The organism is Flagellimonas algarum (assembly GCF_040513375.1).
In the GTDB taxonomy this organism is placed as follows: Bacteria; Bacteroidota; Bacteroidia; order Flavobacteriales; family Flavobacteriaceae; genus Flagellimonas_B; species Flagellimonas_B algarum.
In genome coordinates this window covers 1,023,864-1,039,565 of record NZ_JBEVTG010000002.1, presented here as the reverse complement: position 1 = coordinate 1,039,565, position 15,702 = coordinate 1,023,864, and the positions used below count along the sequence as shown (strand labels likewise).

Annotated in this window: 16 protein-coding genes; 11 read left to right on the top strand and 5 right to left on the bottom strand. The window is 50.8% G+C overall.

Annotated features, from left to right (window positions below; translation table 11 throughout):
• Positions 1-40 precede the first annotated feature (40 nt).
• Together ABV409_RS12025 and ABV409_RS12020 are read left to right on the top strand one after the other, a co-directional pair.
• On the top strand, positions 41-979 hold the full coding sequence (locus tag ABV409_RS12025; protein ID WP_353877837.1) for a bile acid:sodium symporter family protein: 939 nt from the start codon (positions 41-43) through the stop codon (positions 977-979).
• Positions 979-2,007 (top strand): lysophospholipid acyltransferase family protein, encoded by a 1,029-nt coding sequence (locus ABV409_RS12020; protein ID WP_353877836.1) that lies wholly within the window; start codon positions 979-981, stop codon positions 2,005-2,007. The genes ABV409_RS12025 and ABV409_RS12020 overlap by 1 nt, the downstream gene beginning before the upstream one ends.
• Here ABV409_RS12020 and ABV409_RS12015 read toward each other — a convergent pair.
• The 3 genes from ABV409_RS12015 to ABV409_RS12005 all read right to left on the bottom strand — a co-directional run bounded on the left by ABV409_RS12015 (position 2,000) and on the right by ABV409_RS12005 (position 6,805).
• Positions 2,000-4,528: a M14 family metallopeptidase gene (locus tag ABV409_RS12015; protein ID WP_353877835.1), complete on the bottom strand. Its 2,529-nt coding sequence runs from the start codon at positions 4,526-4,528 to the stop codon at positions 2,000-2,002. The two genes, ABV409_RS12020 and ABV409_RS12015, sit on opposite strands and share 8 nt — an antisense overlap.
• 79 nt (positions 4,529-4,607) lie before the next feature.
• Positions 4,608-4,979 (bottom strand): PUR family DNA/RNA-binding protein, encoded by a 372-nt coding sequence (locus ABV409_RS12010; protein WP_353877834.1) that lies wholly within the window; start codon positions 4,977-4,979, stop codon positions 4,608-4,610.
• A gap of 77 nt (positions 4,980-5,056) precedes the next feature.
• Positions 5,057-6,805, bottom strand: a complete 1,749-nt coding sequence (locus ABV409_RS12005) for an ABC transporter ATP-binding protein (RefSeq protein WP_353877833.1) — start codon at positions 6,803-6,805, stop codon at positions 5,057-5,059.
• A gap of 157 nt (positions 6,806-6,962) precedes the next feature.
• On the opposite strand from ABV409_RS12005, the gene nusB reads away from it, so the two are divergent.
• From nusB to ABV409_RS11985, 4 genes are all read left to right on the top strand, one after another.
• Positions 6,963-7,910, top strand: coding sequence for a transcription antitermination factor NusB (nusB, locus tag ABV409_RS12000; RefSeq protein WP_353877832.1), 948 nt, complete (start codon positions 6,963-6,965; stop codon positions 7,908-7,910).
• Positions 7,911-7,952: 42 nt separating this feature from the next.
• Positions 7,953-8,432, top strand: coding sequence for a DUF1573 domain-containing protein (locus ABV409_RS11995; protein ID WP_353877831.1), 480 nt, complete (start codon positions 7,953-7,955; stop codon positions 8,430-8,432).
• 9 nt (positions 8,433-8,441) lie between these two features.
• Positions 8,442-8,729, top strand: coding sequence for a preprotein translocase subunit YajC (gene yajC, locus ABV409_RS11990; RefSeq protein ID WP_353877830.1), 288 nt, complete (start codon positions 8,442-8,444; stop codon positions 8,727-8,729).
• An 89-nt stretch (positions 8,730-8,818) separates the two neighbouring features.
• Positions 8,819-10,165: a Gfo/Idh/MocA family protein gene (locus ABV409_RS11985; RefSeq protein WP_353877829.1), complete on the top strand. Its 1,347-nt coding sequence runs from the start codon at positions 8,819-8,821 to the stop codon at positions 10,163-10,165.
• Here the strand turns inward: ABV409_RS11985 and ABV409_RS11980 are convergent, their stop codons facing one another.
• Positions 10,166-10,768, bottom strand: a complete 603-nt coding sequence (locus tag ABV409_RS11980) for a YdeI/OmpD-associated family protein (protein WP_353877828.1) — start codon at positions 10,766-10,768, stop codon at positions 10,166-10,168.
• Between the two features lie 3 nt (positions 10,769-10,771).
• Positions 10,772-11,998, bottom strand: a complete 1,227-nt coding sequence (gene pepT / locus ABV409_RS11975; RefSeq protein WP_353877827.1) for a peptidase T — start codon at positions 11,996-11,998, stop codon at positions 10,772-10,774.
• A 101-nt stretch (positions 11,999-12,099) separates the two neighbouring features.
• On the opposite strand from pepT, the gene ABV409_RS11970 reads away from it, so the two are divergent.
• From ABV409_RS11970 to ABV409_RS11950, 5 genes are read left to right on the top strand one after another with little or no spacing between them, the layout of a single operon-like run.
• Complete coding sequence (locus ABV409_RS11970; protein WP_353877826.1) at positions 12,100-12,522, top strand: hypothetical protein; 423 nt, start codon at positions 12,100-12,102, stop codon at positions 12,520-12,522.
• A gap of 55 nt (positions 12,523-12,577) precedes the next feature.
• Entirely contained in the window at positions 12,578-13,618 is a 1,041-nt protein-coding gene (locus ABV409_RS11965) for a quinone-dependent dihydroorotate dehydrogenase (RefSeq protein ID WP_353877825.1), read from the top strand.
• A gap of 10 nt (positions 13,619-13,628) precedes the next feature.
• Positions 13,629-14,156 carry a DinB family protein gene (locus ABV409_RS11960; protein WP_353877824.1) on the top strand — a complete coding sequence of 176 codons (528 nt, stop codon included), beginning with the start codon at positions 13,629-13,631 and terminating at the stop codon, positions 14,154-14,156.
• Positions 14,157-14,188: 32 nt separating this feature from the next.
• Positions 14,189-14,809, top strand: a complete 621-nt coding sequence (locus ABV409_RS11955) for a LysE family translocator (protein ID WP_353877823.1) — start codon at positions 14,189-14,191, stop codon at positions 14,807-14,809.
• A gap of 23 nt (positions 14,810-14,832) precedes the next feature.
• Complete coding sequence (locus ABV409_RS11950) at positions 14,833-15,696, top strand: hydroxymethylglutaryl-CoA lyase (RefSeq protein ID WP_353877822.1); 864 nt, start codon at positions 14,833-14,835, stop codon at positions 15,694-15,696.
• The last annotated feature ends 6 nt before the right edge of the window (positions 15,697-15,702 follow it).

Genomic DNA, 15,702 nt, shown 5'->3' with positions numbered 1-15,702 from the left:
AAATGGGGTTGGGGAGTGCATCCGAAAAAGAAAAGCTATCTTGAGGCTCAAAGCCTCGTTTTTGGATTCCGTCATCGATACTGTCCATATCAATTTCGATACCCAGTCGCTTTGGGTGCTCAATGTAGCCCTTGCCTTGGTGATGTACGGTATTGCGCTGGAAATCGATCTATCCGATTTCAAGGCCTTGTCCAAAAAACCGAAATTGGTCTTGACCGGGGTCTTTAGCCAGTTCGTGGCCCTACCGGCCGTTACCTTCGCCCTGGTTTGGATGGTCGAACCCCAAGCCAGTATGGCCATGGGAATGTTCATGGTCGCCGCCTGCCCAGGAGGCAACGTTTCCAATTTCTTTACCCATTTGGCCAAGGGCAATACCGCTTTATCGGTCACCTTGACCGCGATCGCTACCTTGTTGGCCGTGGTCATGACGCCCTTTAACCTGGGCTTTTGGGGAAGTCTCTATCCCCCTTCTGCCGAAATTTTACAACAGGTTTCCATTGCCCCGGCCGAAATGATCCGATTGGTGGCCTTATTGCTTGGCGTACCCTTGGTATTGGGAATGGTAGTCAACCGCTATCGACCACGCTTGGCCGCCCGCATGGCGAAGGGTTTCAAGATCGGTTCGCTGCTGTTCTTTATCGCCCTGGTTTTTTTGGCCTTGCACAAGAACCGCGACATTTTCCTTGACTATGTCTTCTACGTCTTTTGGTTGGTGTTGTTGCACAACCTGGTGGCCTTTTTGACAGGCTTTTCCTTGGCAAAGTTCATGGGCTTTAGCAAGGATAATGTGCGCTGCATCACCATGGAGACCGGGATTCAAAACTCCGGTTTGGGCCTATTGCTGATCTTTACCTTTTTCGATGGTTTGGGGGGAATGGCCCTCTTGACCGCATTTTGGGGGATATGGCATTTGGTCTCCGGGATGGTTTTGGGCAGTTTTTGGGGCTACCGCCCCCTTGAAAACAAAGAACTGGTCTGATGCGCTTGGGGTATGCTTTCGTCAAATTATGGGTACGGACCGGACTGTTTTGTTATTACCGACGCGTTCGGATCCATGGCCATGAACAAGTCCCCAAAGACCGCGCCCTCCTCTTTTTGTCGAACCACCAGAATGCCCTGATGGATGTGTTGCTTTTGGCCACGAGTTGTGGTCGTGACCCCTGGTTTCTGGCCCGGGCCGATATCTTTCAAAATGCCTTTGGCAGCCTATTCAAAAGCCTCCATATGATCCCGATCTATCGTATTCGGGACGGAAAACAGAACCTGGCCAAGAACAATGCGATTTTCGATCAATGCGGGGCGCTATTGAAAAAAGGGGAAGCGATTTTGATCTTCCCAGAAGCCAACCACAGTTTAAATCGCCGGATACGTCCCTTGAGCAAAGGCTTTACCCGCATCGCTTTCAACGCCCTGGAAACCGACGCCGACCTCGACATCGTTTTGGTACCGGTAGGGCAGAATTACCGTCATCCGACCCAAGTGGGCGATAGCGCCGCCCTGCATTTCGGAACACCGATCGCCGTACCCAATACCCCGGAGCCGAAATCGGCCAAAGTCCTCACGGAACGCGCAACACAAGCTTTGCGAGAATTAACGGTTCATATTCCTGAGGAACGGGATTATGAGGCCGCCTTGGCGCAAATCGAAACCCAAGGATGGGATGTGCTGCAGCCTCAGCAAGTGAACGCTGCCTTAGCAAAGAACGGGACCGCCCAACGGGCCAAGAAAACGGATTCTTCACCATCCCCAAAGCCCGCCAAGTGGCTCTTTGATTTGATCAATCTGCCTTGGGTGCTGCTTTGGCGGTTGCTGGTACGACCCTTGGTCCCTGAACCGGAATTCAAGGCTACCTTTCGTTTTGTTTTTGCGCTATTGGCCTATCCGATCGGTTATGGGGCCGCTTTATTGCTCCTTTCGCAGAGCTATTCGCTTGAACTGGGCCTAATCGTCCTAGCCGGCCATGTTTCGGCCAACCTGTTTTTGGTCAAAGTGGTCGGACTTACATGATCTGACCAAAGAATATCGCATTCATCAACAGCTTGTTGGTACCATACCAAAAGGCCCTGAAATTGGTGTTGTCGGTAAACAAGATCACCCGGCCCTTGCCCATACGTTTCACCTTAAACGGTACGCTGTTTTTGATCAGTTCGGCATTCTCTTCCGAGATGTAGCCGCTCTGTAGCGGATCGTTGGTGTATTGTATCGGGTTGTTGAAACTGTCCTTCTCGGGTTTCAAGTAGATGTTCGTATTCCGGAACAGCGAAATACGGTCGTTCTTATAGCCGTAATTGATGGGATGCGAACGGTCTTGTTTCGCCTCGAAGATCGCCCCTCCGGTCACTTGTGCCCCGAAGTAATCGCTGCGTTGGTCAAAACGTACGTTTTTGGCCTTCATGCTGTCTTTTTTCATTTCGAGTTTCAAGAACTCGTTCTTTTTGAACCAATTGGCCACATTGCGGTAGCCGATGACCGTGCCGCCGTCGCGAACCCAGGCCTTGATTTTATCGGCCCCTTTTTTGTTGAGCATGTTGCTGCCCCATCCGCTGGGGAGGATCAGGTCGGTATAGCGATCCAAGTCGACCGACGCGAAAGATCGGGTGTCGAGCTTGGTGATCTTCATGTCATAGCGGGTATCGAACAAATGCCAGATTTCACCCGCATCGTAAGAGCGCACGCCGTCGCCGACCAAAATGGCCACTTTTTGTTTTTTGATCGGATCGAAATCATTGCTTCCCAAATCGATACCCTTGGTCAATCCCGTTCCAACGGCAGTGATGGTGATGTTGTTTGCTTCAGCCAAGCCCGTTAGGAGTTTGTGGATCTGGTCGGCATTCCATTTTTGGTTTTGAACGGGTACCATGATCGTACCGTAATCATAGGATTTGCCTTCCAAGCTAAAAGGCGATTTGGCCACTTTGGCCCGAAGGCCTTTGTTGACGATGGCATTCAACACCTTGGGGGTGTAATAGCCATGCCATTCGAACAAATAGGCATAGTTGCTCTTTCCGGAAACACTGCCTTTCAAGGGTTGGAAATCGCTGATCACATCACCGGCCTGCTGCAATCCGGTCAATTCGGCATGGTCCAAATTGAAGGATAGTGGAAAGGTCCAAGCCGAAACGTCGTAGAACAAGCTATCGCTAAAGCTGGTTCGGCGCTCGAACATGGCTTTGATCAGGCGTGGGTTTTTCTGGGCAAGGGGCACCACATAGGCCGCACCTTTTTTATAGGCCTTGCCACTAATGGTCGCATCGTTGCGTAATTCGTGGAACTGGATTTGGTGCCGGTTCAAGATCTCGGCCAAATGCCAGGCCCGTGATGGGTCCTTGGCATCCCCAAACACATAGCCTTTCAGGCGGCTACGGCCTTGTTCGTTGGCGATGTCTTGGTAGTAGCTACGTTGGTAATCCAAGATCTTGGTGCGCATGTTCTGGGCCGCCTCGATGGTCGAAAGGGCCGTAGTGAACTGGTTGCGGATGGTAAACGGAAAGGTCAATAGCCCGTTCTCACTTTCTTGAACGTGCCCTCTGGAGCTCCCTTGTTCAAAGAGGATACCGATACTTCCGTTGACGTCAGGAAAGGTGGATCCCTTGCCGTAATAGTAGTCGTCGTAATTCTCTTCGGAATAATAAAGCGAGCCGATCTTGTCCAGGGCCTTGGCATGGTAGGTACCGATTTCGGCGGTCAGCTGTTGGTTGATGGCCGGAGTCAAGGGGTTGACCCGTGACGGTTCACCAGGTTGAAAGAAAAAGGTCGAATTCGTACCCATTTCGTGGTGATCGGTCAGAATGTTGGGCATCCATCTGTGAAAGGTCCTGATACGTGCACGGCTCTCTGGCAATTGTACCGGCAACCAATCCCGGTTCATATCGAACCAATAGTGGTTGGTACGGCCGCCGGGCCATACCTCACGGTATTCGCGATCGTTGGGATCCGGATTCAGATTCATGCTGCGGTTGGTGTTGGCCCAATAGGCGAACCGCTGCAAGCCATCAGGATTCATACAGGGATCCAACAAAACGACCAGCTTATCCAATTGGGCCTCGATTTCAGGACCTTGGGCCGCTGCCAAATAATAGGCATAAGCGACTGCGGCATTGGCCCCACTTGATTCGTTGCCGTGAATGGAAAACCCTTGGTAGACCACAATGGGCATATCTTCCGTATTCAAAGATCCACTGCCGGTTTCGGTCAAGGCCACATGATCCGTACGGATCTTTTCGATATTCGCATGGTTGGCCGGTGTGGTGATCGTCAATAGGGGTAGCGGGCGTCCTTCAAAGGTGGTGCCTCGCATTTTGATACTGATCCGGTCGCTGGCCGCGGCCAAAGTCTGCATGTAGAAGACCAATTTATCATGCGACACATGCCATTCGCCGACCTCATGGCCGATCACCGATGCCGGCGTCGGAATGGCCGGATCATAGTTGGTATTCGAAGGTAAATAATAGTCGAGTGAGAGTTGATCTTGGGCATGTAATGTCATGCAAAACATCCCGCAGAGCAGGCCGAGGAGCGTTCTTTTCATTTTGAGTTCGGATTAGTCGCTCCTAAAATAAAAAACGACCGGCGTTAGCGGTCGTTCTTAGGGTTTTTTTTAACATATTTCAGATGTCGTCGAAACTGACATCGGTGAAGCTTCCGGAAGCGGTGCCGTTTTCACTAGGCGATTCCTCTTCCTTTTTAAAATCTTTTTGGTGGCGTTCCGAAATCACTTCGAGCCCTTTCTCATCGATGATATAGTCCATCATTTCTTCCATGATGTCCTTAAAGGCGCCGAAGTCCTCTTTGTAGAGATAAATCTTGTGTTTCTTATAATGGAACGACCCATCGTCATGGGTGAACTTCTTGCTTTCGGTTATGGTCAAATAGTAGTCCCCGGCCTTGGTGCTTCTAACATCAAAAAAGTAGGTTCTTCTTCCGGCCCGTAAAACTTTGGAGTAAATCTCCTCTTGGTCCATTAAATCTTTATCGCCCATGGTAAGTGTTCAAAGGGGGTTTGTTACTTAATTCTACCAAAAATGTAAAAAAAAAGCTAACCTACCAACTTTTTCGTTTATTCTTTCCCGGAGAGCTGATCGTGGTATAATTGGCGGTAATACCCCTCTGAATTCAGCAGTTCTTCGTGGGTTCCCTGCTGTATGATCTTGCCGTTTTCCAAGATTAGGATCTTGTCGGCATTGATCGCCGAAGAGACCCTATGACTAACGATTAAGGTCGTTTTTTCAGCCGAGGCCTGCTTCAGGTTTTTGAGGATTTCTTCTTCGGTCTCGGTGTCAACGGCCGACAGGCAGTCGTCGAATAAGTAGATGTGCGGGTCTTTCAACAAGGCCCTGGCAATGGAGACCCGTTGCTTTTGCCCCCCGCTCAAGGTGATACCCCGCTCACCGAGAATGGTGTCGTATTGTTTGGCAAAGCCGATGATGTTGTCGTGTACCACCGCCTTTTTGGCAACGGCCTCGACTTCGGCCTTGGTGGCCTCTTCCTTGCCGAAACGGATGTTGTTCTCAATGGTGTCTGAAAACAGGAAGGCGTCTTGGGGTACGGCACCGATCGAACTGCGCAGGCTGTTCAGGTTCAGTTCTTGGATCGGACGGTCATCGATTTGGATTTCACCGGCCGATACATCGTACAATCGGGCCACGAGATCCAAGATGGTCGACTTGCCCGAACCGGTCTTACCGAGAATGGTTACCGTTTCACCGGATTCGATCGTGAACGACACATCGTTCAGGGCTTCGATATTGGTGTCTTCATAGGTGAAGCTCACATTGCGGAAGGCGATCTTGCCCTTGATCGGGGTCAACGCCTCGATTTCGTTTTTGATGCTGGGTTGTTCGTGTAAGAATTCGTTGATCCGTTTTTGGGAGGCTTCCGCCCGTTGCACGATCGACGTCAACCATCCGACAACGGCTACGGGCCAGGTCAGCATATTGACATAGAGGATGAATTCCGCAATGATACCCAAGCTGATTTCCCCATTGATGTATTGCTTCCCTCCAATATAAATCACGAAAATATTACTCACACCGATCAATAAGATCATCAGCGGAAAGAACCAGGCATTGACTTTGGCCAAGTCCATACTGGTGTCTTTGCCCTCGACCGCCAAATCGGCCAGGTCTTGATTGATCTTGGGTTCCAGGGTATAGGCTTTGATGACCGAAACCCCGGAAAAGGATTCTTGGGTAAAAGTCGACAGCGTCGATAAAAACTCCTGGACCCTGGTGCTGCGTTTGTGGATGATGCGACTGATCTGGTAGATCAAGTACGACAAGATCGGTAGTGGGATCAGGGTGTAAAAGGCGATGGTCGGTGCCTTGATGAACATCAGCGGAATCAAGCAGACGAACAGTGTCAGGGTTTGGATGCCGTACATGATGACCGGTCCGCCATACATGCGCACTTGGGTGACGTCTTCACTGATGCGGTTCATGAGATCCCCGATCCGGTTGCGCTTGTAGAAATTCAAGTTCAGGAATTGGTAGTGGTCGAACACTTCATTCTTGAGATCGTATTCGATATAACGTGAGACGTTGATGATGGTCTGCCGCATCAAAAAGGTGAACAAGCCCGACAAGAGGGCCGCCCCGATGATGATCAGGATGTACTCGAACAGTCTGGCCTGCACCGTACCGGCCGTAATGCTATCGGCCATATAGGCATTGATCGTATCGACCGACTTGCTGACGTAAGAGGGCATGACCAAAGAGAAGACCCTGGCGATGATGGTGATCACAATGCCCAACAGCAGTTTGAGCCAATATTTCTTGAAGTATTTATTGAGGTGGCGTAGTTCTTTCATAAAGGGCCGGCGGCGGTCTTGGTGGCCAAAGATAGCGGATAAGAAATGAAAGAAATGTTATAAAACTGATAAGAAATTTGAATCCATAGGTGGGATGGAAATATAAGTTTACTTTTGCCGATGTGAAACATAACCACCTCACCAAAAGTTCTTTTACATGCTCACACGAAGGCATATCCGAGTTAAAGTAATGCAATGCATTTACGCATTGATACAGTCGAAAGACGATTCTTTGGAAAAACAGGAAAAGTTCTTGAAAGTCAGTATCGAGAACATGTACACGCTCTATTTGCTGTCGTTGAGCCTGTTCATCGAACTTCATAAACTTGCCGAGAAGCATGTTTCGCACGCGGCCAAAAAATACCTGGCCGATACCACACAACGCTATCCGAACAATAAAAAATTCATCGAAAACCGCCTGTTGGTCCAATTGGTGGCCGATGAGGAGCTGAAAAAAGCCCTGGCCAAACGCAAGTTGGAAAACTGGTACCTGAACGAACAATACGTCAAGAACATCTATGACGATATCGTCGGCAGTGATCGGTACGAACAGTACATGATGTCAGAGGAGGCTTCCTATGCCCAGGATCGCGACTTCATCGTCACCGTGTTCAAGAATATCATCGCCCCCAATGAAAAGATCTATGAGTACTACGAAGACGATAAACTGACCTGGGTCGATGATTTTCCGATCGTAAACACCTTTTTGGTCAAGCGGTTCAAAAAGGCATCGGAGTCCAACAACCCCGGTTTCTTTTTACCCCGACTCCTGAAAGACGAACAGGATATGGTCTTCGCGAAGGACTTGCTGGTCAAGACCTTGTTGAACAACGACAGCTGGGAAAAGGAAATCCAGGCCAAAACCCCGAACTGGGATAAGGACCGCATTGCCGAAATCGACCACATCCTGTTGAAAATGGGCATTTGCGAACTGTTGAATTTCCCATCCATTCCCGAAAAAGTGACCATTAACGAATACCTTGAGATCGCCAAGGAATATTCGACCCCTAAAAGCAGCATCTTCATCAATGGGATCCTTGACAAACTGGTCAAGGAATACAAGACCACCGGGAAAATGCAGAAAATAGGACGCGGCTTGCTTTAAATAGGAATTCGCTATTTTTGTCTGGAATAAAAAAATCAAAAAATGAAAAAAGCATTTTTAGGCCTGTTTGTGTTGGCCTTGGCGGTATCGACCGTGTCGTGTAAGGAAAAAGCGAGTAAGAAGGTCGTTGCCGATAATGTGGAGACCGCTTCGGAACGTGATGAGGTCGCCAAAAACCTACCGATCATGTCGTTTGAGAAGTCGGAGCACGATTTCGGCCCCATCGAACAAGGAACCCCTCAGGAAACCGTCTTTACATTCACCAATACCGGAAACGCGCCCTTGATCATCACCGATGCCAAGAGCAGCTGTGGATGTACCGTACCGGATTACCCAAAGAACACTCCGATCGCCCCAGGTGAAAGCGGTGAACTTTTGGTCAAATTCAACGGATCCGGGCAAAATCAGGTGACCAAGACGATCACTGTTACTGCCAATACCGAAAAAGGTTCCGAACTATTACGAATCAAAGCTTTCGTCAACCCTAAGGGTGCCGCTCCTGTCGGACCGGTGAAAAGCTAAATCACATTTATGGAAGGATTAGGACAGTTTTTTCCACTGATCTTGATTTTCGTGGTGGCGTATTTCTTTATGATCCGCCCCCAGATCAAACGTCAGAAGGATGAAAAGAAATTTGCCGAGGCCCTAAAGAAAGGGGACAAGATCATCACCAAAAGCGGCTTGTACGGTAAGGTGGTCGATTTGAACGACAAAGACAATTCGTGTGTCATCGAAACCATGGCCGGTCGCTTGAAGTTCGACCGTTCGGCCATTTCGATGGAGATGAGCACCAAATTGAACGCCCCGGCTAAAAAATAAACAACCTCTAGTTGTTGGAAAAAGCACCTTAAAGGTGCTTTTTTTTTGCGCTGATCTGAAATCGCTATCTTCAAGCAAATTCATTGGATATGGCGACACGAAGACGTTTTTTAAAGGAAGGATTCCGTTATGCGGCCGGTTTGGGTGCCGCTACCCTATTTCCGATCGAGGCCTTGGCGAGCATCCGCCAAAGGGTGGGTCCGAACGACCGCATCCAAGTCGGGGTCATCGGCTGTCGGGGCATGGGCTTTACGGACTTGATCTCCATGCTGAAACTATCCGAAACCGAGGTCGTCGCCCTTTGTGATGTGGATGAAAGCGTCTTGGCCTCCCGCACTGCGGATTTGGAGACCGCGGGCCTCAAAAAACCACAGTGGTATACCGATTACCGCAAATTGCTCGATAGCAAGGATGTCGATGTGGTCATCATTGGCACCCCGGATCACTGGCACTGCCTGCAACTGGCCGATGCCCTGATGGCCGGAAAGGACGTCTATTGTGAAAAACCCATTGCCAATTCCATCGCCGAAAGTGAAGCCATGCTGAGCCTGGTACAACAAAGCGATCGGGTGGTGCAGATTGGGCAATGGCAACGCAGCCAGCCCCATTTTGTGGATGCGATCAATTATGTGCATTCCGGAAAACTAGGGCAGATCCGCCTTGCCAAAGCCTGGGCCTATCAGGGGTGGATGGACTCCATCCCGCTACAACCCGACGCAGCCGTTCCCGATGGGGTCGATTATGCGATGTGGCTGGGTCCGGCCCCTATGCGGGCCTTCAATGCCAACCGCTTTCATTTCAGTTTCCGCTGGTTCTGGGATTACGCAGGGGGACTCATGACCGACTGGGGGGTGCATTTGATGGATTATGCGCTTTACGGCATGCAGGCCGCTCGACCGAAATCGGTCATGGCCTTGGGCGGTAAATTCGCCTATCCCGATGATGCCCAAGAGACTCCCGATACGTTACAGACGGTCTATGAATACGATAACTTCTCCATCCTATGGGAACATGCCACCGGCATCGACGGGGGCAATTACGGCCGGGATCACGGCATCGCCTTTATCGGGAACAACGGCACCCTCATCCTAGATCGCGGGGGATGGGAAGTACGGCCTGAAGACGAGCGCCAGGGCTGGGACAAAAACCTCGGCCCCAAAATCGAGGCGGTGCCCCTACAGACCAACCAAGGCAACGGACTCGATTTGCATACGGCCAATTTTATCGAGGTGGTGAAATCACGGGAGATCGAACATCTCAAGGCCCCGATCGAAGTGGGTTATGATGCCGCCATGGTGTGCCATATGGGCAACCTGGCCTTTAAAACGGGTACGCGCATTTATTGGAACGAAGAAACCCATCGATTTGACAATGCCCAGGCCAACAGCTTGATGGTGCCGGAATACCACAATGGTTGGAAGCTGCCGAAGGTGTGATCAGCAGTTGCGATAAGCATCGTTGAGCCCGATGCCGTCTTCGATCATGGGAAGGATCTTTTCCATGCGCCGCGCCTTGGTCTTATCCTGTTTGGCGGTAGCGATGTATTCACAGTATTCCTTTTGCTTGTAGGGACTTAGGCCTTCGAAATTCGCTTTCAAAGCAGGGTATTTCGCCAAAGCTTCCGCTAACAATGCTGGGAGCTCCACCTCGGCCACCTTGCTTCGGGCCGGTTTGATTGTTTTGCCCAGTTTTTGGTTTTCAATGGCCTCTTGCATATAGTGTAGCACCCCTTGTTCGTCAATGGCTTGTGGGGTTTCGAATTTCCAATGCCGCATGGCCTTGGTCTTGCCTTCTTGGGCATTTTCCAAAACCCCTTTGGGGTCGCTCAAAAAGACGCCGTTAAAAAACCACACCCCGAAATGCGATTTGAAGCGGCAGATGCCGAAGACATTTTTGTTATAGATGGTGTAGACCGGAAAATTCCATTTGAACGATTCTTCGGCCTCGGTTTTCAAGGCGATGTCGCGCAATACGGTCAGGGCTTCTTGAAAGGGGTCGGGTTTGCCGTAATAGGCCTCGATTTTTTCGGCGGTGTCCATCGCTTAGAATTTTGCAGCAGTAAGTTCGGAAATTTTTGCGATCACCGCCACGGCTTTCTGCATGCTTTGTAACGGCACGTATTCGTACTTGCCATGAAAGTTATGACCACCAGCGAAGATGTTGGGGCAGGGGAGGCCCATAAAACTGAGTTGGGAGCCATCGGTACCCCCACGGATCGGTTTGATAATGGGTTCGATGCCCAATTGCAGCATGGCTTCTTCGGCGATTTCAACGATGTGGTAGACGGGTTCCACCATTTCACGCATGTTGCGGTACTGCTCGCTGATCTCAAAGCTCACCGCATCGGCGTGTTTTGCATTGATCTTGCGGGCGATATCACCGATCAGGGCCTTTCGGGCCTCGAAATGCTGGGCGTCATGATCCCTTATGATAAGTTGTAATTCGGCCTCTTCGATACCGCCCTGGCATTCGTACACGTGGAAAAAGCCTTCGCGGTCTTCCGTGGTCTCCGGGATTTCCCGTTTGGGGAGCAGGCTGATGAACTCGTTCATCAATAAGGTCGCATTGACCATTTTGTCTTTGGCATAGCCGGGATGCACGCTCTTGCCCGCGAACCGGACTTTGGCGCCAGCGGCATTGAAATTTTCGTATTCGAGTTCCCCAATCTGGCTGCCGTCCATGGTATAGGCCCATTGGGCCCCGAATTTGGCGACATCGAATTTGTGAGCCCCGCGACCGATTTCCTCATCGGGGGTAAAAGCGATGCGGATCTTGCCATGGGGAATTTCAGGATGGTCCTTCAAAAACTCCATGGCCGTGATGATCTCGGCTACGCCGGCCTTGTCATCGGCACCCAAAAGGGTGGTGCCGTCGGTGGTGATCAAGGTCTGCCCTTCGTACTGCTTGAGGTCTTCGAAATAATCGGGTGACAGCACAATATTCTTGGCTTTGTTCAAGACGATGTCGCCCCCATCGTAGTTTTCAATGATCTGGGGTTTGACGTTAGTGCCCGTAAAATCAGGGGTGGTATCGTAATGGGAGATGAAGCCGATGACGGGTACCTCTTTGTCGATATTACTGGGCAGGGTGGCCATAATGTAGCCGTTGCCGTCGATGGCGACCTCCTGCATGCCGATCTGGTGCAGTTCCATAACCAGTTTTTTGGCCAGGTCCAGTTGTTTTTTAGTGCTTGGGGTAGTGGTCGATTTGGGATCGCTCTGGGTGTCAATGGCGACATATTCCAGAAAACGGGGTAGCAGTTTTTCCATAAAAAGTGGTTTTCATCAAAAATAATGCTTATTCGGTCGGATATTTTAATCAAATGGACCAAGTTCGGTTACCTTTCCCCGATTAACCTAACCAACCGCTTTTGACTCGAAAACTACTCTTTTTCATTCTATTGGCCGTTTCCGGACTTTGTCGGGCACAAGACCTGTGTTCGCTCGGGATCGGTGGGCCCGATCATGAGATCATCGCCGAGGTGTTCCAACTCAGCCAAGATCAGGTGAAGACGATGCGTAATCTAGGGGCCGAACTGAAGTTCCGCAACGAGATTTTCGAACTGCGGGCCGAACGCTTATTGAAGAACCACGCCCAGAGCTCGCCTGAAGACCTGCTCAAGATGTCGTACGATTACCGCGACCTGCTCGATAGCATGCGCAACAATTCGGTACGGATCGACAAGCGGATGCTGGCCGTCTTTAATCAAGATCAATACAACCTCTATATCCAACTCTGCAACCAGGCGTATCGCAGTCCGATTTTCGCCCTGCGGTCAGTTGACGAAAAATAAGAAAATATGGTTTCCCCTGTCAGAAGAGTTACTACTTTTGCACAAAATTGCCCCCATGTATAAATATGTTCTCCGCCCTTTATTGTTCGTATTGGACGCGGAAACGGCCCACCACTTTTCGTTTCATTCCATTCGTTTGTTGGCCCGTTTGGGTTTTCGCGGACTGTTCCGAAAATTGTTCACCATAGAAGATGAACGCTTGCACCGTAGGGTGTTCGGGATCGACTTTAAGAATCCCGTCGGTCTAGCCGCCGGTTTCGACAAGGATGCCAAGCTCTATAACGAACTCTCCGACTTTGGCTACGGCTTTATCGAGATCGGGACCTTGACGCCCAAACCCCAACCCGGGAATTCGAAAAAACGCCTATTCCGCCTTATCGAAGACGAGGCCATCATCAACCGCATGGGCTTTAACAACCAAGGGGTATTCGATGCGGTCGAGCGCTTGAAGAAAAAGCACAACGTCATCATCGGGGGGAATATCGGCAAGAACAAGGTCACCAAAAACAAAGATGCGGTCAAAGACTACCTGATCTGCTTTGATGCCCTCTTCGATCATGTCGACTATTTCGTGGTCAACGTCAGCTCGCCCAATACACCGGGATTACGCGAACTGCAGGATAAAAAGCCCTTGACCGAGATTCTCAAGAAATTGAAGCGTGAAAACAGCAAATACGCCAAAAAGGCCGGGGTAAAGGAAAAACCCATACTGTTGAAGATCGCGCCCGACCTAAGCAATGCGCAGTTGTTGGATATCATCAGCATCGTCACCGCTTCCAAGATCGATGGGGTCATCGCGACCAACACCACCGTCGAGCGCAAAAAACTGAAGGCCCACCTGACCCTGGCAGAAGAGAAAGGTGGTCTCAGTGGCAAGCCTTTAACGAATCGCAGTACCGAGGTCATCCGCTTTTTGGCCGAACAGAGCAATAAAGCCTTCCCGATTATCGGGGTGGGGGGCATCCATTCCGCCGAAGACGCCCTCGAAAAACTGGAGGCCGGGGCCGACCTGATCCAACTCTATACCGGTTTTATCTACGAAGGGCCCGGTTTGCCCAAAAAAATCAATAAGGCTATCTTGGAGAAGGAAAACTAAGCCGACTCCCATGAAAGCATTCGTTTTATTCGCTTTGTGCTGCACCTTCTGCAGCTGGGGCCAAGATGCCGAACCCCAGACCGATTTTACCCGCATGTACCTGCCCGTATGGCAGGAAGCCCGCCGGCATTGCCTCGAGGTGGCCGAAGCCATGCCCGAGGAAGACTACGGTTTTCGACCCACGGAGGTCAGCAAGACCTTTGCCGAGCAGCTGGTGCATATCGGCTATACCATCGAACTCTTGACCCAGCGCTATGTGGAAGGGATGACCGTCGTGCCTAACGCCCCGGATGCGTCGACCATGACCAAAGCCGAAATCATCGCCCTCTTAGAACGTGGTTTCGCCTATACCGAAAACGTCATCCGTACCGTGGATGAAGACCAATTGAACGAACGCTGTGTGATGTACCATAGTGGGAATACGGTGAGTCGGGCCTTTGCCCTCTTTTACGTGCAAGACCATTTGACCAACCACCGGGCCAAAGCCAATCTGTATCTTCGAATGAAGGGCATCGACCCGCCGGCCTATACCTGGTAAGTTTTTGTATTTTACCCCCAGAAACCCACACTTTGGACTACGGCATCCTCCTTGCTTTTATTTCCGCGACCGCCCTTTTGGCGCTCTCCCCGGGGCCCGATAATATCTTCGTGCTCACCCTGAGCATGGCCAACGGTAAGAAATACGGCCTGGCCGTGGTGGCGGGACTCATGACGGGTTGCCTGGTGCATACCACCCTCTTGGCCTTCGGGGTGTCCGAGATCATCAAGCGCAGTGAATCGCTCTTTTTCGCCATCAAACTTTTTGGGGCGGCCTACTTGCTCTATTTGGCGGTACTCGTCTATCGCGAAGGTTCGGGCATCGAACTCAACGAAGGGGAACAGCCCCAATTAAAGCTGTGGGCACTCTTTAAAAAAGGCTTTTGGATGAACGTACTCAACCCCAAGGTCACTATTTTCTTTTTGGCCTTTTTTCCCGCCTTTCTCTTTAGCGACACCCTCAACCCGGTGCTGCAATTCTATACGCTGGGGCTGTTGTTCATCACGGTTTCCTCTTTGATTTTCGGCAGCATCGCCCTGATGGCCGGCAGCATTTCGACCTATATCGCCCAAACTCCGGGCGTTGCCCGCTTTTTCAAATGGCTGCAGATCGTGGTCTTTGTGGGTATTGCCGTCTATTTGGTCTTTGGCTGAACTAGTCTTCGTATTTTTAGGGCATGGGCCAAGTAAAACTGATCGAATGTCCCCGTGACGCCATGCAGGGTATCAAAACGATGATCCCCACGGAAGAGAAGGTGCGCTACATCCAATCGCTATTGGGTTGTGGCTTCGATACCATCGATTTCGGCAGTTTCGTATCGCCCAAAGCCATCCCCCAGATGGTGGATACCGCCGAGGTTTTGGCACAGCTCGACCTCTCGCGCACCCAGAGCAAGTTGTTGGCCATTGTCGCCAATGTGCGCGGCGCCCAGGATGCCAGCACCCATGCCGAAATCGATTATTTGGGCTTTCCCTTTTCGATTTCGGAGAACTTCCAGATGCGGAACACCCACAAGACCATCGCCGAATCGGTAGACACGCTACAAGCGATCTTGGACATCGCCCACGGCAGTGGCAAGCAGGTGGTCACCTATATCTCCATGGGCTTTGGTAACCCTTATGGGGATCCATGGAATGTCGAGATCGTGGGGGAGTGGACGGAAAAACTGGCGGCTATGGGGGTCAAGATCCTATCGCTGTCGGATACCATCGGCAGCTCGACACCGCAGGTGATCGACTACCTTTTCGCCAACCTGATCCCCAAATACCCCGAGATCGAATTCGGGGCGCATTTGCATACGACCCCCCAAAAATGGCACGAAAAGGTCGCTGCGGCCTATGAGGCCGGCTGCCGCCGCTTTGACGGGGCCGTACAAGGCTTTGGGGGCTGCCCCATGGCCAAGGACGAACTGACCGGGAACATGCCCACCGAAAAAATGCTCTCCTATTTTACCGAACAAAAGGCCGATACCGGCGTCAATGCCATGGTCTTTGAAGCGGCCTACAACAAGGCCACGGAACTATTTTCAGTCTATCATTAATTCAAG

What these genes read in the sequence shown, in the direction of transcription:
- ABV409_RS12015 (WP_353877835.1), bottom strand. Translation starts at nt 4,528, where the DNA reads ATGAAAAGAACGCTCCTCGGCCTGCTCTGCGGGATGTTTTGCATGACA.
- ABV409_RS11985 (WP_353877829.1), top strand. Translation starts at nt 8,819, where the DNA reads ATGGCGACACGAAGACGTTTTTTAAAGGAAGGATTCCGTTATGCGGCC.
- ABV409_RS11980 (WP_353877828.1), bottom strand. Translation starts at nt 10,768, where the DNA reads ATGGACACCGCCGAAAAAATCGAGGCCTATTACGGCAAACCCGACCCC.
- ABV409_RS12010 (WP_353877834.1), bottom strand. Translation starts at nt 4,979, where the DNA reads ATGGGCGATAAAGATTTAATGGACCAAGAGGAGATTTACTCCAAAGTT.
- ABV409_RS12020 (WP_353877836.1), top strand. Translation starts at nt 979, where the DNA reads ATGCGCTTGGGGTATGCTTTCGTCAAATTATGGGTACGGACCGGACTG.
- ABV409_RS11995 (WP_353877831.1), top strand. Translation starts at nt 7,953, where the DNA reads ATGAAAAAAGCATTTTTAGGCCTGTTTGTGTTGGCCTTGGCGGTATCG.
- nusB (WP_353877832.1), top strand. Translation starts at nt 6,963, where the DNA reads ATGCTCACACGAAGGCATATCCGAGTTAAAGTAATGCAATGCATTTAC.
- ABV409_RS11950 (WP_353877822.1), top strand. Translation starts at nt 14,833, where the DNA reads ATGGGCCAAGTAAAACTGATCGAATGTCCCCGTGACGCCATGCAGGGT.
- yajC (WP_353877830.1), top strand. Translation starts at nt 8,442, where the DNA reads ATGGAAGGATTAGGACAGTTTTTTCCACTGATCTTGATTTTCGTGGTG.
- ABV409_RS11965 (WP_353877825.1), top strand. Translation starts at nt 12,578, where the DNA reads ATGTATAAATATGTTCTCCGCCCTTTATTGTTCGTATTGGACGCGGAA.
- ABV409_RS11960 (WP_353877824.1), top strand. Translation starts at nt 13,629, where the DNA reads ATGAAAGCATTCGTTTTATTCGCTTTGTGCTGCACCTTCTGCAGCTGG.
- pepT (WP_353877827.1), bottom strand. Translation starts at nt 11,998, where the DNA reads ATGGAAAAACTGCTACCCCGTTTTCTGGAATATGTCGCCATTGACACC.
- ABV409_RS12005 (WP_353877833.1), bottom strand. Translation starts at nt 6,805, where the DNA reads ATGAAAGAACTACGCCACCTCAATAAATACTTCAAGAAATATTGGCTC.